The sequence below is a fragment of the Photorhabdus heterorhabditis genome, assembly GCF_018448905.1.
Classification (GTDB): Bacteria; Pseudomonadota; Gammaproteobacteria; order Enterobacterales; family Enterobacteriaceae; genus Photorhabdus; species Photorhabdus heterorhabditis.
The window spans coordinates 1-19,650 of sequence record NZ_RCWA01000045.1 but is presented as its reverse complement, the minus strand read 5'-3'; the positions used below and the strand labels follow the sequence as shown (position 1 = coordinate 19,650).

Sequence of the window (19,650 nt, the reverse complement as noted above, 5' to 3'; positions counted from 1 at the left end):
TTATTACCTGATGTTCTGCTCGGGTCTGTATCGCTTATTATCGCCTGAGATATCAGCGCGAGCGACGCCCATTGATGGTAAGACGGGCCTGTTTTATTGGAGAAGATTATGATGAGTCATACATCCGATTATCGTACAGATGTCCGCATTATTGCGAATATACCGCGTAATATTCCTAATGGCGATAAATTGCGTTTCAGAAAATTAACGGGTAGCGAATCGTTATCGCAATTGTATCAGTTTAAAGTGGAGTTTCTTTGTCCATGTAATGATCTCGATATGAAATCATTGTTGGGTAAGGGAATATCTCTGGAGATACCATTGATACAGGGTGGTTGCCGTTTCTTGCATGGTAATATTACACGTATTGAATATGCTGGACATTATTTGCAGGAAGGAAAGGATAAATTATATATCTTCACCTTACATCCTTCTCTCTGGTATTTGACGCAGAACCGTGATTGTCATATTTGGCAGGGACAGAGCGTGCCGGATATTATTGCTGGTCTGCTTGCAAAATATAATATCAATATTGAAAACCGTCTCAGTAGCCATTATCGTCAATGGGAGTACTGCGTTCAATATCAGGAGAGTGATTTCGACTTTATTAGTCGATTAATGGAGCATGAAGGTATTTATTATTATTTCAGTCATCAGAAAGAGGGGCATACTCTAATTCTGGCTGATTCCCCGAATGCACATCGGCCATTTAATGATGCTTATGCTCAAATTCGTTATTTAGCTGCGCAACCGGGTGTGGTTGATCATCATGAAGGTATTACTTGTTGGAATACGGCACAAGAAATTACGCCTCGCGTTTACACGTTAGATGATTATGATTTCCGTAAACCACGGGCGCATTTATTAGAGGTATGTCGTAATCCAGCATCGTTTGCAGCTAATAAGGCTGATGTTTTCGAATGGCCGGGACGTTATATCGACAATCAGCACGGTCAATTTTATGCGCAAATTCGTCAACAGGCATTTAAAGCGCAGCAACAACAGATGTATGGCAATACCACGGCGCGCGGAGTGGCGCCGGGAAGTCGTTTTACCCTGCAAAATAGCCCTTTTCCATCGGATTCAGACGCTTTTCTTGTCACACATGTGGAGTATGAATTGTATGACTGTACGCTGTATGACGAATTGGATAAGTGTCATCAGGATAAAGGGCCATTTCAGGCCACCTTCCGCACGGTGCCGGCTGATATTGTCTGGCGTCCACAGCGGATAACGCCTTGGCCGAAAACCTGTGGCCCCCAAACGGCGGAAGTTACGGGTCCGGCAGGAGAAAGCATCTGGACCGACAAATATGGTCGCGTCAAATTGAAATTCCGTTGGGACAGATACAGTCAGCCAGATGATCGCAGTTCTTGCTGGGTGCGTGTTTCCAGTAGTTGGGCGGGTTGGAAATATGGCAGCTTACAAATCCCACGCATCGGTGAAGAGGTGGTGGTTGATTTTATTAACGGTGATCCCGATCGCCCGCTGGTAACTGGGCGGGTGTATAACGAAGAGTGTATGCCGCCTTGGCAGTTACCCGATGATGCGACTCGGATGGGTTTTATGAGCCGCAGTAAGAAGGGCGGAGTAGAAAATGCCAGTTTTCTGTTTCTCGAAGATGCTCCTGGGCGTGAGTCATTCACTATGCACGCTGAACGTGACATGAATATTTCGGTTGAGCACGATAAAAATATTACTGTTGATGGTGCTTTAGCTCAGGAGATAAAAGGCGAAACCCATTTCAAGCATTATGGTATGTGCAACACTCTGAAAACGATGCCAGATATTCAAACCTTCCTGTTAGGGAAAACTGCCGTTATCGGTGTCGGTGGACGCGCAGATTTTATTGCGGGTGGCAGGTATGAACGTATCCACGGTAAATCAGAGACACAGGTCAGTCAGAGTATTAGCCAGCATGCTGGGGAAAACATCAGCTATCATGCACGGGGCAATATTCTGTTCGATGCGGGTAAACAAATCATCTACGGCGACAGCCTGTATCTCAACAAAGAAAGCAGCGATCTCAATAATCAGGCACAGAAGAAGCTGATGACATTACAGGGGCTGACACCAGAGGAAATCGCGGATCAGAAAGCATCGGAGCAGCAACAGCAACAGAAAATTCCAACCTCAGTGATTTACAAGAAGGGAGTCAGTGTCGAGATCAACGGTGTTGATAGCAGATGCGTGGATAAAGATCAGAAAGTAGAAATTAAGGGCGCAGTAACGCGAAGTATTGAGGGTAGCTGGCAAGAACATGTTAAAGATGACCTGAAAATTCAGGCAGATGCCGACGCTCATCTTAATTGTGGCGGTAAGGTGTGCATCGAAACAAAAGATATGGAGCATAAGATTGAGGGTCACATAGAAACCCATGCCGGCAATACCTTAACTGTTTGTGGTACGACGGAGAGTGTCAACATGCTCAATTACACCAACTCCTCTATTGCTATGAAAAATGAGGGGGTGGTGATGTCAAATAATATGCTGAACATCGGTAATACCACGCTCCATATGTCAACCAATACCCTCAACCTTAGCTTGGGACAGATAAATATCAATGCGGTAGCACTGAGTCTGAGTCTCAGTGGCTTAAGTATTTTTATCTGACATACCAAGACAGGAGAATCGGTGATGAAAATCATGAAACCTCTGCGATTGGGGGTCTTACATCGTCCGTGGCGCTGGCAGCAGCAAAACTATCTGGGCGTCACGGTGATGGCGCTGACCGATATGGGTGATTCGCCACAAATCAGGCCAGAACCGGAGCTATGGCAACTGGTTGCACAAGAGTTGCAAAGTACCGGCGGAGTATTGGATCTTTCCATCCCCAAGCCTTGTGCCGAATTCTTTGCTTCTGGTTACGCTTGGACGAATCATCAGTCGCAAAAAGAGGCTTGTATAGCGAGGATTCAGGTTGCTGATAAAGAAAAAAGCCTGATGGTGTTTGGTGATCGTTACTGGCAGAACGGGCATCCTTCAGCGCCACAGCCGTTTGAGAAGATGCATCTTGATTGGCCAAATGCCTTTGGCGGTCACTGTACGGCAGAAAACCCGTTGGGTAAGGGGGATGAACCGGTTACCCGTGATGGCGTATTGTGGCATCCATTACCTAATGTTGAATTGCCTGACCAGTTGCTGCATTCAGTACATCAGCGTGTACCGCCCGCCAGTTTCGCACCATTGGATTTTAGCTGGCCTCAGCGTAGCCGCCTGATGGGAAAAAAATATGATAAACAGTGGCTGGCACATGAATTCCCCGGTTTGGCCCGCGATACCGATTGGCACCTGTTCAATATGGCCGGACAGGATCAGTGGTTGACTGGACAATCTTGTTTGCCGTCAGGTGCTAGTTGGCGTATCTGGAATATGCATCCCACTCAGGCCGTGCAACAGGGTACGTTACCGTGTTGGCAGGCACGTTGTTTTATCAACCGCCAGCGTGGTGAGGAAATGCGTCTTGAGGAGGTCCATTTACGTGCTACCACGGTATGGTTTATGCCTCATTTGGAACGTATGGTCCTCATTTGGCACGGTGCCTGTCCGATTAATGAAGATGATGCCGCAGATGTACATCAGATGTTGGTAGCTATGGAGTTGGCACAGTCTGAGCGTCCCGTTCCCCATTACCAGCAAGTGATGACACAACGGGCAGAAAAAGAGAAAGGCGCACTTTTTACCCTGAGGGAAAAGGATTTGATGGATGAAAGCCTGATTGCGCCCTGGATAGATAATGATGTGCAGGTTACCCCCAGTGCATTAGCAGAGACGATGACAAGGCGTGAAGCCTATTTGCGCCAGCGGCATCAGGCGAGAAGTCAGAAACAAGATCAGGATATCAATCAACTGCTGACAGAATTGCCGCTGCAAGAGGAAAAAGCGCTGACTGCCGATAAATTACCAGAGCTGGTTGCCAGTCTGGAGCGGCAGGCAGAACGTATACAACAGCGTGTTCAGAAAAAAAGTGCTGCTTATGCAGCAACGGAACAAGCCAACACTCCCCCGGCTGGCCCGGCAAGTTACTACCGCATGTTGGATCTGTTGCACAAACAGTCGCAAAAAACGCCAGAATTACAGACACCTGAAACATTGAAACAGACACACCGCAGCTTGCATCAGATGTATCTGTTGTCAGCGGATACGCGTCCACCTGCGGCCAGATTGCAGGGTGAACAAGCGGAGGTGCTACGTCGTCACGTGATGGCCTGCATGGCAACAAAACGCGATCTCAGTGATATGGATTTGACCGGGGCGGATCTTTCTGGTTTGGATCTGCGTCGGGCTAATTTACAGCGTACTTTGCTGGAAAATGCCAATCTGGATAATTGTTGCCTAGATGAAGCTGATCTGAGTGAAGCTATGCTGGCTTATGCCTCACTGAATAATACCTCGCTGAATGCGGCCTGTTTAGATAATGCCTCACTGGCCGGTGCACGATGCCACAATTGCTATTTTACCGGTGCACGCCTTGGTGGTGTGTTGTTGGAGCGGGCGGAGCTGGTCATGTGTGATTTCTCCCAGGCTTCTCTGAGTGATATTTTGTTGCGTCAATGCATGCTCTACCATTGCCATTTCTCTCAGGCGCGGCTGGAAAATTGCCTGTTTATGGAGCTGGTGCCGGAAGAGCTGGATTTCAGTTATGCTCATTTGACACGTATGACGGTGATCAATGGCGGGTTTGCCGCAGTACGTTTCAATCATGCGGTGATGGATAGTTGTACTTTTCTTGATAGCGCACTCGATCATGCGCAATACCAGCATGCACACTTAGAGAGTTGTGTCTTTACGGGTAAAACCCATATTCGCTCCGGTTTGTTCCAGCATGCGCGACTGACCAGTTGTAACTTTCGCCTCACACTCCTCGAAGCCGCTGATTTTTCAGAGGCTGTACTACAAAACTGTGATTTCAGCGAAGCTAATCTCAGTTTTGCCCAAATGCGTGCCGTTAATGGCAGCAACTCTCTGTTTATCCGAACCCTGTTGACGAATAGTAATTTGCAGGAAGCCAACCTGATGGGCGCAATATTGCAAAAAGCTCATTTAGTCGGGGCAGATTTACGTCGTGCTAATCTGTTTCGCGCCGATATTTCTCAATCCAGCGTTGATGTGAATACTCAGTTACAGGGCGCTCTGCTTGATCAGTGCAAAACTCTACCTTGTGCTGGCGGGGACTTAGTATGAAAACGTTAACGCCGGAACAACTGAGTGCGCTGATTGCGCAAGGGGAAATTATTCAAGATACCTGTCTGACTAACGACCTGCTGGCAGGGCGGGATCTGGCTGGTATGGTGTTTGTCAATGTTGTCTTTGAAAGTGTTGATCTCAGTGGTTGCAGACTTGATGAGGCAGTATTTCAGCAATGTCAGCTATCGTATGCCTCCTTTCAGGGCATGACGATCAAGGGGTGTTCGTTTCAACAATGTACTTTGTCGCAAGCGTGTTTTGATCGCACTCAGTTGGATAACTGTGTATTTAATGACTGCCAGCTGGAACAGCTCTCTTTGCAGCAGGCAGTGCTTGATAGTAGCTATTTCATCGTTTCTCACCTTAATAATGTGCGTTTTACCGATAGCACGCTTGATAAGGTCATATTGTACGACTGTGATATTCACAGTGGTGCTGTACATAACTGTCGTTGTCAGAGTTTAACGTGGTTCGGCATGGATCTGCGCAGTATTACCTTTACAGATAGCCGTTTTGAACGGGTCGTGTTTGCACATTGCGATCTACGTGAAGGACAGTTTCAAGGACTCACCTTTCAGGCTTGCCAATTTACCGATAACCAATTGGATCATGCCAATTTCCGACAAGCGATATTAACGCAGAGTTGTTTTAAAGGCGCATCTCTGCGAGGAGCCTGTTTAGATGAGATACAGGCTGAAGGTGCGTTGTTTATTGAAAGCGACTTACGTGAAGCACAGTGTCGGCAGGCAAAAATCAATCACGGACAGTTTATTGCTGCCCGTTTGAGCCAGTCTGATTTCTCTCACAGCACATTAGTACAAAGTCAGTGGCGCTATGCGCACGCGGATAACTGCTCTTTTATCGCTTGTGATTTGAGCTATGCCGATTTCAGTTGGGCTGATCTCAGTCACGCTGACCTGCGTCAGGCGCGTTTTAAACGCACGCTGATGCATCGGGCCTGTCAGCAAGCGAGCCGTTTCTCCAATCGTCAAGGCATTTTGGAACAGGATGAAGCACTGTTTGCGGCAGAGATGTGGAGTGCGCGCAGCTAGCGTTTAACGGAAGTCAGAAGTTTACTAGTGATGAGGTCGATCTATGAACGCAACGCAAAAATCATTTCCATTGGGGATTAATCTTCCTCAACAGGCCGCGGGGCAAGTGGTCAGTATACTGCCAACCGGTGATGTGATCGTCGAGTATCAGCAACGCGGCTGGCAATGTCGTGTTGCTATCAGTTGTTTGTTGAGTCCACAAACCGGTGACGAGGTGCTGATTTGTGGCGACGATAACCATCGGCTATGGGTGTTGGCTGTATTGAGCCGTAGTGATGAGCAGCAAACTGTAACGCTGAGCGTTCCGGGGAATTTGTGTATTGCTCCGCAGGGAGAATTAACGCTCCATAGTGCCGAACAGGTCAGTATTGATAGTCAATCTGTGCAGATCACGGCGCAACAGAGTGATTGCCATATTGCTCATATGCGTTACAGCGGTGATGAATTGACTGCTTGGGTGAACGTGGTTTGTCTGCTTGGTCAGCGCGTGGAGGCTTTGTGGAAAACCGTAGTGCAAATCAGCCAGCGTGTATTGCGTAAGGTTGAACAGGCAGAACATGTACGTGTTGGGCAACTGGATTGTCAGGCGCGCGATTATGTCCGTTTGCACGCACGTAATACCATTATTACGTCGCAGGCGATAACAAAAGTGGATTCTGAACAGATTCATATGGGCTAAATGATGAGCAGAATACCAGAGAAAAAGGCTAGGGAACGTAGGGGGCCGGCAGTTTATGCCAATCATCAGACATTTCCCATGTTACTTGAACGTCTGACCGAGAGCGGAAATGATCGGGAAGATGTGCTGTATGGCGACAGTGCTCAGCAACTTCGTTTGTCGGTTCTGCATAATTTACAGGCTCTACTGAATTGCGACCATTATTCCTCTGGCGCCGATCTGTCATCATGGCCGCATGTCAGCACCAGCACATTGAATTTTGGTATTCGCGCCCTGGCTGGGAAGTTTGTTTCTCAGGTGAGCTGGGAAAGTATTGAGTGCGCGATACGCGAAGCTATTCTCCATTTTGAACCGCGTATTATGCCGCAGGAACTCACCATCACGGGTATGCAGGGCGATCAAAAATTGAATGCTCACAATATCCTCTGCTTTGAAATCCGGGGGCATCTGTTGTGCTCTTCCCGCCCATTGGCATTTGCTTTCAGTAGTCATGTTGATCTGGAAAACGGCCGTTTTGAGCTGGTGGATGGAGGGTAAATCATGCATGAAAAATTACTGGAGTATTACAATCGTGAATTAGCATGGCTGCGTGAAATGGGGGGCGAATTTGCTCGCCATTATCCGGGGGTTGCTGGGCGATTGGGCATGCAGGGGGATGAAGTTACCGATCCTTATGTTGAGCGTCTGATGGAAGGGGTTGCTTTTCTGACTTCGCGCATTCAACTCAAAATGGATGCTGAATTTCCGCGTTTCTCCGCTCAGTTACTGGAAGCGCTTTACCCTAACTACCTTGCTGGCCTGCCTTCGATGGCAATTGTTGAATTACAGCCAGATCCGACTAAAGGAGATCTGAGCAAAGGTTTTCCTGTACCTCGTGGTTCTCTGATGGAGAGTTTGGCGCTGAAAAAGAAGGGGCTTAATTGCTGCTACCGTACAGCGCAGGATGTCACCTTACAACCACTGCGTTTGCTACAAGTTGAATTGGGTGGTATTCCGGCTGATATTCCGCTTTCTGCACTTGGCGGGGCGAATGTACAGGGTGCTTTGCGTATTCAGCTATCGTGTTTTGATAATGTGTCATTGGGTGAATTGCAATGTGATGAGCTGATGTTTTATCTCAGTGGCGGCGATATTCCCGCGTTGCAACTGTTGGAATTACTGATGGCACACTGTCAGGGGGTGTTGTGCCAAATTCCCGGCAGTTCAGTACAGCGGTTATTGCTGCCATCTCAGGCATTGTGTCATGAGGGTTTTGCTTCGGAACAGGCATTGTTGCCGGTTGATTTGCGCAATGTAGAAGCTTATCGCCTGTTGCAGGAATATTTTGCTTTTCCGGCCCGTTTCCAGTTTTTCAGTATCAGTGGCTTGCAGCCATTGCTGGCACAGGCCGGTAAACAACAGAGATTTGAAATTCAGATCCTATTGGATGTACGTTCGCCACAGTTGGAAAAGGTGGTGGATGTCAGCCATCTGGCTTTGCATTGTACCCCTGCTATTAACCTTTTCCCTCGTACGGCCGAGCCGATGATACTCAATGAACAACAGCATGAATACCATGTTGTGGTTGATAACATGCGTCCGCTTGATTATGAGGTTTTTTCTGTCACAGCATTACGTGGTATTGGGACTCAGCATGATGGCGACCAGCGCTATATTTTCCATCCGCTTTACCACACGCAGCATGATGATGCGTTGATTAATTCGGGGTATTTTTCTATCCGCCGTGAATCTCGTCTGTTGCCACAGGATGTAAACCGCTATGGGATGCGCTCTGATTATCTTGGCAGTGAGGTTTATGTTTCGCTGGCAGACGAGCGTCATCCGCCTTGGCGCAGTGATTTGAAATATCTCAGTGCAGAAGTTTTGTGTACCAACCGTGATCTTCCTTTATTGCTGCAACGACAGGCACAAGAAAGCTTGGTGATGCAGGATTCAGTACCTGTTTCTGCTGTTCAGTTGCGTAAAGGCCCCAGCAACCCTCGTCCAGCATTGGCAGAGAGTCGCGTCTGTTGGCAACTAATCAATCAATTACAGCTTAACTACTTTAGCTTGCAGGATTGCACCACTGAACAGGGTGAAACGGAACTACGACGGCTGTTACGGTTTCATGCAAGTCAGGCTGATGCGGTGATTGCGCAGCAGATTAACGGTATCCGTTGTTGCCGTTTGCAGGCTCAAAATCGTCACATGGCCGGTACACCGTTGTTTCGACGTGGAATCAGCGTGGCGTTGGAGGTCGATGAACAGGCATTTTCTGGCCGTTCTCCTTGGTTAATGGGGAGCGTACTAGCACAGCTGTTTAGCCGTTTGGTGACAATAAACAGTTTTGCGGAAACAACGCTGTCCAGTGTGCAACGGGGGACGATCGGATTTTGGTCGGGGCGTGATGGGGTAAGGACCTTGTTATGAAGATACTTGCCATATATGCCGACAATCAGATCGTACAGGTTGGGGAGAAAATACAGACTGCGTCATCTGTTCTTGATATTCATTTCTGGGCTGAAAGAGAAAAAACGCCGTGGGATTTTGATCTGTTTCAGTTGCTACGGCGTATTGATGCACAGTCAGGAGCGCCTTATTCATTGGGTCGTTCACCTTTACCGCGTTATGAGCCATTGCGTTTGGGGCAACAGCCAACACTGTGCTTTGCACCGGCAGAAATTGCGTCTATCGAACCTTACCCAGATGGCACTCGCTATCAAATTAATATCAATAATTTTGGTCTGTTTGGTCCGAATGGCCCTCTGCCTTTACATGTTACTGAGTTTGCCTGGCAACGTCAGAAGCAACATAAAGATCATGCACTGAGTGCCTTTTTTAACCTTTTTCAGCACCGTTTAATCACCTTGTTTTGGCGTGCATGGGCGGATGCTCAGCCTTGCATTTCCTTTGATCGCAGCGATAACCATCGTTTTGATCGCTTTTTTGCTAGCTTTATCGGCATGGAACACATTCCGAGTTACCGCCTCCGGCAAGAACGGACACATCACTATATGGCTGGGCACTTGAGCCGCTATCCGCGTAATAAAGAGGGTTTGCTGTGCTTGCTACGTTACCATTTTGGTTTACCAGTTACATTGCATGAAAACCAGTTTCATTGGTTAGCGATTGCTCGTGATGAGCAGTTACGGCTGCATAACGGGCATTCAGGCGCCCGGTTGGGATACGCAACCCGTCTCGGTATTGCGGTGGCTGATGTGCAATATGCATTTTGTCTGGAACTTGGCCCGCTCTCCTGGTCGGCATATCAACGTTTCTTACCGGCGTCACGATTCGCAACATCCTGTTGTGATGATCTTCAGCAATTGTGTGATTGGGTTCGAGGTTATGTCGGCCTTGAATATGCCTGGACGCTCAGAATTACGTTGGATCATCAACATTATCAGGGCTGTTCACTGGGAAGCGCTCAGTCTCTGGGACAAAACTGTTGGCTGGGGCTTAACACCCATCATCATGATCGTCGCGATCTCTGTTTCAGGCCAGATAAGGCTGCGTAGTCATAACAAGCTGCATCTGTTTTCTTTTCTATCCAATATGGACGAGGGTTCTATGTCAGATATCAATCGCCAGTCACTATTTAATAAACTTAATCCGCCCTTGTTTAGTGCTTTGGAAAGCGCCAGTGCATTTTGTAAGTTGCGGGGCAATCCTTATGTTGAACTGGCGCACTGGTTGCATCAGCTGATGCAGCAAAAAGCGGGCGATCTGCAACAGATCATAGGCCATTTTGCCTTGGATGATCAGCAGATGGCACGGGATATTGTACAGGCTCTGGACGCATTGCCGCGCGGAGCTAGCGCGATTTCTGATCTTTCCGCTCATATTGATGAAGCCGTGGAGCGGGCTTGGGTGTGTAGCTCTGTGACTTTTGCGGCAGGTGAGATCCGGGGTGCTCACTTATTGCTGGCCCTGTTGACGACTTTTAATCTGCGCCAGCATTTGTTAGCTATCTCCGCTCAGTTTGCCCGTATTAATGCGGAAAATCTGGTGCAGGATGTTACGCATATCCTGAGCAACAGTACGGAAAATAGTCCTCAGCGATCAGTCGCAGAGAATGGGAACAATAAGTCAACATCAGAGAGTGCGTTACAAAGTTATGCGCAGGATATGACAGCACTCGCGAAGGCTGGGCGAATTGACCCTGTTGTTGGGCGGGATAAGGAGATTCGCCAACTGGTTGATATTCTGCTACGTCGTCGGCAAAACAATCCTTTGATTACCGGTGAGGCTGGTGTGGGTAAAACGGCGCTGGTGGAAGGATTGGCATTGCGTATTGCATCGGGTGATTTGCCACCGTCGTTGTGTCATGTTCAGCTTTGGTCATTGGATATTGGCCGTTTGCAAGCGGGCGCTGGCATGAAAGGAGAATTTGAGGCACGTTTGCAGGCGGTGATTAATGAAGTTCAGCAAAGCCCGGTTCCCATTATTCTGTTTATTGATGAGATTCATATGCTGATTGGTGCTGGCGGTGCGCAAGGGGTTGGTGACGCCGCGAATCTGTTGAAACCAGCACTGGCGCGTGGACAGTTACGGACTATTGGTGCGACTACTTGGGCGGAATACAAAAAGCATATTGAAAAAGATCCGGCGCTGACTCGGCGTTTCCAGGTATTACAGGTCGAACAACCGGATGAAGCACTGGCGTTAAAAATGATACGGAGTTTGTCTGGGCAGTTGGAACAGCATCATGGTGTGTTATTACTGGATGAGGCGCTGGAAGCGGCGGTATCGCTCTCTCATCGTTATATTCCGGCTCGTCAGTTACCTGATAAAGCCATAGCTTTGCTTGATACCACCTGCGCACGGGTTGCGGTTAGTCAGCACAGTCAACCGGCGGTATTGGAAGATTATCGCCGTCAGCTTGATGCACTCCAAATTGAATATGAGATTGTTTGCCGCGAGCAACAACTGGGGGGTGATCATGGTGCACGTTTGGCTCAGCTTGATGAGCAGCGTCGTGAATTGCAGGCGGAGCAGGAGCAGATGGTTCAGCGTTGGCAGGCTGAAACGACACTGGCTCAGCAGATTATCAGCTTGCGCCAACAACTGATTTCCGATGATGAAATACCGGTGGATGATGTACAGCGTTTGGATTGGCAGACACAGTTACAGGATTGTCGGCAACAATTGAGTTTATTGCAGGGAGAACAGCCATTAATTACGGTGGCGGTGGATGCGCACAGTATTGCGGCGGTGGTTGCGGATTGGACCGGCATCCCTCTTGGTCGGATGGTAAAAAATGAGCTTAATGTTGTCCAGAATCTGGAGTACAGCTTGGGGCAACGGGTTATTGGTCAGCCACACGCGCTAAATATCATCAGTGAGCGGGTGCGGACAGCGCGTGCGCATTTGGCTGATCCGAATAAACCGGTGGGGGTCTTTCTGTTATGTGGTCCTTCTGGGGTAGGGAAGACCGAAACGGCGTTAGCACTTGCTGAGAGCTTGTATGGTGGAGAACAGAATCTGATTACCATCAATATGAGTGAGTTTCAGGAACCACATAGTGTATCAACTCTGAAAGGGGCGCCACCGGGATATGTTGGTTATGGCGAGGGTGGAGTTTTGACGGAAGCGGTTCGGCGACGCCCATACAGTTTGGTATTGCTTGATGAGGTGGAAAAGGCCCATTCCGATGTGCACGAACTGTTTTTTCAGGTATTCGATAAAGGCTGGATGGAAGATGGTGAGGGTCGGCGTATTGATTTCCGTAATACACTGATCATATTGACCTCGAATGTGGGGAGTCAGGAAGTTATTAGCGCTTGTACCCGGCAGGATGGTTTGCCGAATATGGAAACGTTGACTCAACAGTTACGCCAACCGCTGTTACGGACATTTCCTGCCGCACTGCTTGGCCGTTTGACAGTGATTCCTTTTTTATCATTGAGTGATGAAATGTTGGAAAATATTGTGCAATTGCAGTTGGCGCGGGTGGCTCAGCGTCTGCGGGAAAATTATGGTATTGCAGCGCAGTTTGACCACCGAGTGACGCAACAGATTATTTCCTGTTGTATAGAACAGGAATCTGGTGCTCGCAGGATTGATTCCATTATTACGAACACTTTATTACCACAGATCAGTCGTAAATTGCTGACGGCAACGATAGAGAATCAGCATTATTCACAATTGCAGGTGACTTGGGAGGAGACGGCATTTCAGTGTCATTTTTGCTGAGATAGGTACCGCCTTTAGTGTATTAGCCCGGTTTTAATACCGGGTTTAAAAGCTTTATTTTTTTGATTGTTGTTACCAGTGCATTTCTGAGGTGGGTAATTAATATATACCTGTTATCTTTCAAGTTGCCTCTTTGTTGGCTGCACTCACTCACCCCAGTCACAGAGTTATCTATGCTCCTGGGGATTCGCTCCCTTGCCGTCGCGATGCATCTTGAAATCTATTGGGTATAGTCAGATTCAACCCGTTCAGTGAGATCATCACTAAAAAAGATTAGGGGCTATTTTGTGTCTTATATGTGCTACATTGCGTGATGTAAACTAATAATAGTAGGGTTACAGCTAAAGTGGCAACGATAAAAACTGAAATTGTCAAAGCAAGAGTTGAACCCAAGTTAAAAGAAGATGCGGAAAATGTGCTATCCGAGTTAGGAATAAGTCTATCTGATGCCATTAGGATCTTTTTAAATCAGATTTCATTAGGACAGGAATTTCCTATCGAATTAAAGATACCTAACAGGACAACTCTAAAAGCAATTAATGCACCGGTAACTGATGAGGTATTCACTTCAGCAGATGAATTATCTGCCGATAACTGATACAGCATGTGCTCAGTCATGTTATTACGATAGACAAGCTCCGCGCTATTCGCCGCACTGTAAGCGCCTTCCGGGGTATGGCTAATCAGTGCCCAGACCTCAACTTACTATTAAAGGGTTCTGACTGGAACAGCTCGGTTTTTATGTTGGCAAACCAGTTGTCATAAAAATAGAAGAATATAGCCCACGATTGAATGAACCGCACCTTAATCAATTAGTGTCTAACTTTTGGGGTGCAATTCACATGACCGGGGAACATTGATTTTATATTGGTATTTTTGCCAGTAGCTCATTAACCTTATCTGTATCTTCTGGATGAAGCTCAAGATACTTTTCACCAGCTAATCTGACATAGTGATAACAGGTTTCTTCACTGACTGTTATTGTATCTTCATCAGTTGGCGGATAACCAACAGCAAACTGAACGCCTTCAAAATATTCATCTTCACTATTCGCGTCAGGGAAAAAGCAATATACACCATCTAACATAAAAGATTCTTTTTGAACAATATTTTCTACGGCATCTAAAAAACGCTCGTCATTATACATAAGGTCAAAATAGCTTTTTATGATCCAGTCAAAATTAGAATGATCATAAGGTAGCTCAAATAAAAATTTCATTTATTATGTCCTATTTTGGATGGAAATTACTTATCCCACCTGTTTTCTTATCAATATATACCCTGAATGTAACACCATCTGCTGTAGCATCATATGCTTGTTGACCTCTAGCTATAGCTTGTTTATAACCGCTTACAGCAGCTTGTTGACCTAACTCCAACATTTTCTGATCAGTAAAAATTTTGGGATCATAGATAGTCTTTTCAAATGGTTTTGAACCATTACCTTTGTAAGTTCCTGTAAAATTCCCAGAAGCATCTTTAGCCGGTACTCTATATTCGATATGCATTATTCCATTAACACCAGTAGGCGTTTCACTGACGATTTGTATTCCTTTGTCTTTTACAACACCATAAAAAGCATCTGCATTGTGCCCGCCTGCAATTCCTGATTTTTGGGTAAATCCATCTACAGTTGCTAAATGCTTCGGCTGATTAATCTGAAAACTCATGCCATCAGGGTATGTAACAGTTGTCGTTCCCTTTCCGGCATACAACTTCTCTTTTTCAATCAAGCGAGTTACGGCATGGGTATCAGGTTTAGCATTGCTTAACAAAGGTTTTGAGGCATGACTCAATCCTTCTGCCAGATTCTTAGCACCTTCTTTGGTGCTACCTAATACCTTTACCGTGCCCGCAGCCAAAACACCCGTTCCAACCGCCGCCTCCGGCGCAATCGCATCAGCGACAAAAATACCCACGTTATTCAGGCACAGCGCCGGATTGGTTTTACAGCCTTCAAGCGCAACACGCCCTGCCGTTGCCATTTCAGCCGAGGCAGCAATCAGTATCTGACCGCCATAAACCAGCGCGTAACCGCCTGCCGCCACTGCGGTGACGGCAATCGCCGCATCCTGCCGTGCAATGACGCGCTCTTCCGCAGCTTTATCCCCTTTTCCTGCCGCTAAGATGTCTTTTTGATTTTCTACCGATAACTGATACAACATGTGCTCAGTCATGTTGTCTAGCTGTGTTTAGAATGACTGAGAATTAAGTCATTTAATCCCTACACGACTTAAGTATTATCCCCGTAGGTTAATGTTGATGGATTAAGGACAAATAACAGCCTCGGTACAAGTCACAATAACTAGAGCAATTTTCACTCCTCAGATACAGGCTTAATCCATAAGGACATTAGTGAATCATTTCTAAGTGCCATTGCTACATTATCAGCAAACTGAATAACAGTTATTCCACCAATCAATTCATCATCACCGATACATATCCACTTTGTAGATGGATCCCTAAATGCGGGCCACAAATTTATATTTGGAATGTCCATAGCAACACCTTGAATTAACTTAGTATTGTTAAGATAAATGAAGATCTCACCAGGTAACATAGTGGGAATTATTAGTTCTCTTGATTCACAATGCTGCAATGGATATAAACCCCACGGGTAAAGTAATTTACCTGATTCAACCCCTACTTCAATTTGAAGTGTCCCAATAGTTAAAGATGTACATCCTTGATTACCTGTTTTCCTTTCAACTTCAACCTCAGAATAATCAATAAAATCTATCGAATACTCAGACTCTCGATAGATAAGTTTGCCCTGTAGAGGTTTGACACAAAGTTTCCATAAGAAATTCATGTTTTGCATTATTGACCACTTTTGAATAAGAAATGAAGCACAGTATTAGTTTTGGGATCAACAACTAACTCATAAGTTCCCTTGCTACCATTCATCATTCCAGGGACATCCCATCTTAAAGACTTATTAAGCAAATTTTTAGTCGCATTAACCGCTACATAACCCAGTTACTCTAATTGATAGTCAAATTTATCAGCTAGCTTAAAATTGATATCTTGTTCTTTGACCCGATTAAATACAGTAATAATTTTTTTAAAAATATCGCCCAAATACTGATGAGAAGATTCAGAATTTAGCCAAACAATTGTTACTGGACGTTCAATATCATTACTTAAACGATCCCATAACGCATCAAGATTATTCCCATAATAAGGGCCAAATTCTAACTGTTCAGATAGTACTTTATGAAAATCACTCTCTGAACAGATGTTTTTTCCATCTAAAATAATTTTATGATCTCTCATTTCCACTTACCTATTGAAATAGCCGTTGCGTAATGATCAACGGTGATATATAACAAACCATCATTAGAATACAGCAATCGAGTTCCTGGTTGATTACCACGAGACATCGTATTATCCAATCCTATGTCAGCCTCACGCCAAAGTTAGCCGCCGATGAAACTGCTCAAAAATTAAGGTTCAGTTCACAAAGCAAGAGCGAGTTCAATTGTTCAATAAATGTTCTTTGGCTTTTGATAAAGCATATTGAAGCCAATCAAGATCAATTATTCTGGTGCTAGGAGAAAATTCTACCTTAATATTTTCAACCCCCTCTTCTTGTTGCAAAAGAGCAAAAAACTCTCCATTACAATAAATTTCAGCCACCAAACATTCGTAATCTATATCGCTTGCTATGACAATTTTTAGTTGATACCTATTATTCATTATGGCTCCAAAAATCCACGAAAGTTACCTTGAGGATCAAGTCTCGCCCCACGACCATCCGGTGCTACTATATCAAAACCACCAAAACGATTACCTTGTTGAACCTTAGCTCTTGGTGTTTTAATTATCTCCTCCAAGATTTTTTGTCCTTGCTGATTAACCTGTTCTGGATTTCCTTTAGCAGCAGGGAATGCGCTGCCCTCACGGCTTCCATGCTTCTGCAAAGCTCTACCAACAACAGTGAAATTTCCAGCTTTAGCTGCCGGATCAATTTTAGTTCCTGTTTCAGCAAGTTCGGTTAACCCTAATTTGCCAAATTTCCCTGCATCTATTTTTTGAGCAACAGACTTATTAAGCAGATTTTTAGCTGCAATAACCGCTACAGCTTCTGTTTGTACCGCTTCCGCCGCAGTTTTACCCGCACCGATTACACCCGCAGCACCCACACCACCCGGTGTTAATGCCTCAGTGACCTGCATACCCGCATGACCCAATCCTTCTGCCAAATCCTTAGCACCTTTTTGGTGCCTGAATTGCCATCATGTCGTTAAAGGTTTTATCCAGCGTTATGGCCGCCAACTCTGCTGCTAATGTACCCACCGCAGCCCCTTTTACATCACCTCCGCCAATCTCCGTCGCCAGAGTAAGATATGCTGCATAGCTAATCGCTTCACCCGGGATACCCAGAATCTGACCCTTATCATCAATCAATCCGGCACCCTCAGCGTTAATTTGGCATAGTGAGCTACACTCCCGAATGTTATATGCTTGTCTAACATTCGGGGGGCAGTTCAAGTTAGGAGGGAACTCATAAAAAATAATTTATTAAATTATAACCTTCTGCTTATTTTCATCTTCAAATAAAATTAAAACACTACCCTGTTCCAAATAAGTTTTATTATCCATTAATGATAAGTTTAGATCAGCCAAAATAACTGGCATCGCATAATATAAGTATTTTCCCCCAACCAAAACACCAAACACTTCATCTTGTTCAATTATTTGATTTATAACTTTTTCTGTTAAAAATATTTTCTGATTTTCTTCACTCTCTTCAATAGTATTTGACTCAGAAATATATCCAGACAACTCATTGTTTTTAGTAAAGACAAATAAATATCCAATGGAAGTGACATCATCAGATTTGTTAATTAATTTATTATTCATCTATTATTCCTTATTATTTCTTCGTATTCGTTGTAATAGCTTGCCCCATGAATTTTTCTTTAAACTCATTGATTGGAGTAAAGTACTGTCTTCCTAACGCCGGATCTCTAATCGCCACAACGTGCTGACCATTCCTTACGGTTATACCGTCTACAACAACAGCGTGGCCACCTCGATTAAGCTTCATTGCCACTATCGCTGGATGCCCGTTTGATGTGGCTTTAGCTAAGTCTTCAACTGAAATTTTTGATGTAAATTTAGCATCCGTTAAGCCTTGGTTTCGCATTGCAGATGCAAGATCATTCATCCTTGCTCCATTAGCTGTAACTTTTGCATCTGTTATTAACTTCCCTAAATCGTATTTCAATCCCGCCGTATCCATAATCATTGCACACGAATTTGGTCCACACGTTGGTAGTTGGCCTTGATTTAAAACTAAACGATCACCATTTCTTGGAATACTCGTACTTGCTGGATTTCCAGGTTCAAGATTTCCTACATTTTGCCCAGTCGCCCCCTTTCCAGTATACAACTTCTCATTTTCAATCAAGCGAGTTACGGCATCAGTATCAGGCTTAGCATTTTTTAACAGCGGGTTTGAGGCATGACTCAACCCTTCTGCCAGATCCTTGGCACCTTCTTTGGTGTTACCTAATACCTTTACCGTGCCCGCAGCCAAAACTCCGGTCCCAACCGCCGCCTCCGGCGCAATCGCATCAGCGACAAAAATACCCACTTTATTCAGGCACAGCGCCGGATTGGTTTTACAGCCTTCAAGCGCAACACGCCCTGCCGTTGCCATTTCAGCCGAGGCGGCAATCAGTATCTGACCGCCATAAACCAGCGCGTAACCGCCTGCCGCCACTGCGGTGACGGCAATCGCCGCATCCTGCCGCGCAATGACGCGCGCTTCCGCCGCTTTATCCCCTTTTCCTGCCGCTAAGATGTCTGTTTGATTTTCTACCGATAACTGATACAACATGTGTTCAGTCATGTTATTACGATAGACAAGCTCCGCGCTGTTCGCCGCACTGTAAGCGCCTTCCGGGGTATGGCTAATCAGGGCGCCTGATAATGCCCCGATAAATTTGGCTGTCTGGGCCTTAACTTCATTACCTGTCAGCGCTTCCTGAATTTTATGGATTTGTCGCTCGGTTTCATTCTTATACGCCGGTTCAAATAGCCGGCTTTCCATGGTGATTGCCGCTAATTCAGCCGCCAGCGCACCCACGGCAGCCCCTTTGGCATCTCCACCGGCGATTTCAGCGCTAATACCTGCCACAACCGCATGGCTCAATATCTTGCCTGAGTGGCCTAAAATCTCCCCGTTATTACCAATCAGCTTGGCCCCTTCCGCATTAATCTGGTTACCGATATTGCTCAACAACGCGGTTTGCAGGTTATCCGTAAAACTGCCGCCGTTAATCGCCGTCCCTATTGTTGAACTGACGACGGATTGTGCCGCCACACGCTGGGCCACCTGACTCCAATTCTGATGACTCAATAAAGGAAGCTGCGCTTTTAGCGGATCGACAACGCCTTTTCCCTCCACTAATTTTCCCCAACCCATCGTGTGGTCTAAACCCCCTAATGCGCCACCCACGGCGATTTGGGTCACGAGGGATTTGACGGCTTCGCGCTTCGCTAAGGCCGCCAGTGTCTGGGTGAGATCCCCTTTATTTTCAACTAAGG

Annotated in this window: 18 protein-coding genes; 9 read left to right on the top strand and 9 right to left on the bottom strand. The window is 46.0% G+C overall.

Annotated elements, in window-relative coordinates; genetic code table 11:
• Positions 1 to 111 precede the first annotated feature (111 nt).
• The 9 genes from EAE89_RS19680 (at position 112) to EAE89_RS19640 (ending at position 13,690) form a co-directional block, all read left to right on the top strand.
• Positions 112 to 2,613, top strand: a complete 2,502-nt coding sequence (locus EAE89_RS19680) for a type VI secretion system Vgr family protein (protein WP_214086457.1) — start codon at positions 112 to 114, stop codon at positions 2,611 to 2,613.
• A 24-nt stretch (positions 2,614 to 2,637) separates the two neighbouring features.
• Entirely contained in the window at positions 2,638 to 5,184 is a 2,547-nt protein-coding gene (locus tag EAE89_RS19675; RefSeq protein WP_214086456.1) for a DUF2169 family type VI secretion system accessory protein, read from the top strand.
• The gene (locus tag EAE89_RS19670) at positions 5,181 to 6,239 is read left to right on the top strand and encodes a pentapeptide repeat-containing protein (RefSeq protein ID WP_054480263.1); all 1,059 of its coding nucleotides are present in this window, start codon (positions 5,181 to 5,183) and stop codon (positions 6,237 to 6,239) included. Before EAE89_RS19675 ends, EAE89_RS19670 begins: the two co-directional genes overlap by 4 nt.
• A gap of 43 nt (positions 6,240 to 6,282) precedes the next feature.
• Positions 6,283 to 6,918, top strand: coding sequence for a DUF3540 domain-containing protein (locus EAE89_RS19665; protein ID WP_054480262.1), 636 nt, complete (start codon positions 6,283 to 6,285; stop codon positions 6,916 to 6,918).
• A gap of 3 nt (positions 6,919 to 6,921) precedes the next feature.
• Positions 6,922 to 7,455 (top strand): type VI secretion system baseplate subunit TssE, encoded by a 534-nt coding sequence (gene tssE, locus EAE89_RS19660; RefSeq protein ID WP_161804237.1) that lies wholly within the window; start codon positions 6,922 to 6,924, stop codon positions 7,453 to 7,455.
• Positions 7,456 to 7,458: 3 nt separating this feature from the next.
• Complete coding sequence (tssF, locus tag EAE89_RS19655; RefSeq protein ID WP_054480260.1) at positions 7,459 to 9,327, top strand: type VI secretion system baseplate subunit TssF; 1,869 nt, start codon at positions 7,459 to 7,461, stop codon at positions 9,325 to 9,327.
• Positions 9,324 to 10,415, top strand: a complete 1,092-nt coding sequence (gene tssG / locus EAE89_RS19650) for a type VI secretion system baseplate subunit TssG (RefSeq protein WP_054480259.1) — start codon at positions 9,324 to 9,326, stop codon at positions 10,413 to 10,415. The genes tssF and tssG overlap by 4 nt, the downstream gene beginning before the upstream one ends.
• A gap of 52 nt (positions 10,416 to 10,467) precedes the next feature.
• A complete protein-coding gene (tssH, locus tag EAE89_RS19645) occupies positions 10,468 to 13,092 on the top strand; it encodes a type VI secretion system ATPase TssH (protein ID WP_054480258.1) in 2,625 nt (874 codons plus the stop codon).
• A gap of 346 nt (positions 13,093 to 13,438) precedes the next feature.
• Positions 13,439 to 13,690 carry a type II toxin-antitoxin system RelB/DinJ family antitoxin gene (locus EAE89_RS19640; protein ID WP_149617204.1) on the top strand — a complete coding sequence of 84 codons (252 nt, stop codon included), beginning with the start codon at positions 13,439 to 13,441 and terminating at the stop codon, positions 13,688 to 13,690.
• Positions 13,691 to 13,954: 264 nt separating this feature from the next.
• Here EAE89_RS19640 and cdiI read toward each other — a convergent pair whose 3' ends face one another.
• The 9 genes from cdiI to EAE89_RS19590 all read right to left on the bottom strand — a co-directional run.
• On the bottom strand, positions 13,955 to 14,311 hold the full coding sequence (gene cdiI, locus EAE89_RS19635; protein WP_214086455.1) for a ribonuclease toxin immunity protein CdiI: 357 nt from the start codon (positions 14,309 to 14,311) through the stop codon (positions 13,955 to 13,957).
• A gap of 10 nt (positions 14,312 to 14,321) precedes the next feature.
• Entirely contained in the window at positions 14,322 to 15,269 is a 948-nt protein-coding gene (locus tag EAE89_RS24050) for a CdiA family toxin C-terminal domain-containing protein (protein WP_214086454.1), read from the bottom strand.
• A gap of 140 nt (positions 15,270 to 15,409) precedes the next feature.
• The gene (locus EAE89_RS19625) at positions 15,410 to 15,913 is read right to left on the bottom strand and encodes a hypothetical protein (RefSeq protein WP_149617207.1); all 504 of its coding nucleotides are present in this window, start codon (positions 15,911 to 15,913) and stop codon (positions 15,410 to 15,412) included.
• A gap of 158 nt (positions 15,914 to 16,071) precedes the next feature.
• Complete coding sequence (locus EAE89_RS19620) at positions 16,072 to 16,368, bottom strand: barstar family protein (RefSeq protein WP_149617208.1); 297 nt, start codon at positions 16,366 to 16,368, stop codon at positions 16,072 to 16,074.
• Between the two features lie 201 nt (positions 16,369 to 16,569).
• Positions 16,570 to 16,791 carry a hypothetical protein gene (locus EAE89_RS19610; protein WP_011147751.1) on the bottom strand — a complete coding sequence of 74 codons (222 nt, stop codon included), beginning with the start codon at positions 16,789 to 16,791 and terminating at the stop codon, positions 16,570 to 16,572.
• On the bottom strand, positions 16,791 to 17,297 hold the full coding sequence (locus EAE89_RS19605) for a hypothetical protein (protein ID WP_188093383.1): 507 nt from the start codon (positions 17,295 to 17,297) through the stop codon (positions 16,791 to 16,793). Before EAE89_RS19605 ends, EAE89_RS19610 begins: the two co-directional genes overlap by 1 nt.
• Positions 17,298 to 17,301: 4 nt before the next feature.
• Positions 17,302 to 17,586 carry a DUF637 domain-containing protein gene (locus EAE89_RS19600; protein WP_339423483.1) on the bottom strand — a complete coding sequence of 95 codons (285 nt, stop codon included), beginning with the start codon at positions 17,584 to 17,586 and terminating at the stop codon, positions 17,302 to 17,304.
• Positions 17,587 to 17,616: 30 nt separating this feature from the next.
• A complete protein-coding gene (locus EAE89_RS19595; protein ID WP_149617211.1) occupies positions 17,617 to 17,958 on the bottom strand; it encodes a hypothetical protein in 342 nt (113 codons plus the stop codon).
• A 13-nt stretch (positions 17,959 to 17,971) separates the two neighbouring features.
• A partial coding sequence (locus EAE89_RS19590) for a DUF637 domain-containing protein (protein ID WP_214086452.1) occupies positions 17,972 to 19,650 on the bottom strand: 1,679 nt, incomplete at its 5' end.

What these genes read in the sequence shown, in the direction of transcription:
- tssG (WP_054480259.1), top strand. Translation starts at nt 9,324, where the DNA reads ATGAAGATACTTGCCATATATGCCGACAATCAGATCGTACAGGTTGGG.
- EAE89_RS19625 (WP_149617207.1), bottom strand. Translation starts at nt 15,913, where the DNA reads ATGCAAAACATGAATTTCTTATGGAAACTTTGTGTCAAACCTCTACAG.
- EAE89_RS19620 (WP_149617208.1), bottom strand. Translation starts at nt 16,368, where the DNA reads ATGAGAGATCATAAAATTATTTTAGATGGAAAAAACATCTGTTCAGAG.
- EAE89_RS19610 (WP_011147751.1), bottom strand. Translation starts at nt 16,791, where the DNA reads ATGAATAATAGGTATCAACTAAAAATTGTCATAGCAAGCGATATAGAT.
- EAE89_RS19595 (WP_149617211.1), bottom strand. Translation starts at nt 17,958, where the DNA reads ATGAATAATAAATTAATTAACAAATCTGATGATGTCACTTCCATTGGA.
- cdiI (WP_214086455.1), bottom strand. Translation starts at nt 14,311, where the DNA reads ATGAAATTTTTATTTGAGCTACCTTATGATCATTCTAATTTTGACTGG.
- EAE89_RS19670 (WP_054480263.1), top strand. Translation starts at nt 5,181, where the DNA reads ATGAAAACGTTAACGCCGGAACAACTGAGTGCGCTGATTGCGCAAGGG.
- EAE89_RS24050 (WP_214086454.1), bottom strand. Translation starts at nt 15,269, where the DNA reads ATGACTGAGCACATGTTGTATCAGTTATCGGTAGAAAATCAAAAAGAC.
- EAE89_RS19680 (WP_214086457.1), top strand. Translation starts at nt 112, where the DNA reads ATGAGTCATACATCCGATTATCGTACAGATGTCCGCATTATTGCGAAT.
- EAE89_RS19675 (WP_214086456.1), top strand. Translation starts at nt 2,638, where the DNA reads ATGAAAATCATGAAACCTCTGCGATTGGGGGTCTTACATCGTCCGTGG.
- tssH (WP_054480258.1), top strand. Translation starts at nt 10,468, where the DNA reads ATGTCAGATATCAATCGCCAGTCACTATTTAATAAACTTAATCCGCCC.
- tssE (WP_161804237.1), top strand. Translation starts at nt 6,922, where the DNA reads ATGAGCAGAATACCAGAGAAAAAGGCTAGGGAACGTAGGGGGCCGGCA.
- tssF (WP_054480260.1), top strand. Translation starts at nt 7,459, where the DNA reads ATGCATGAAAAATTACTGGAGTATTACAATCGTGAATTAGCATGGCTG.
- EAE89_RS19665 (WP_054480262.1), top strand. Translation starts at nt 6,283, where the DNA reads ATGAACGCAACGCAAAAATCATTTCCATTGGGGATTAATCTTCCTCAA.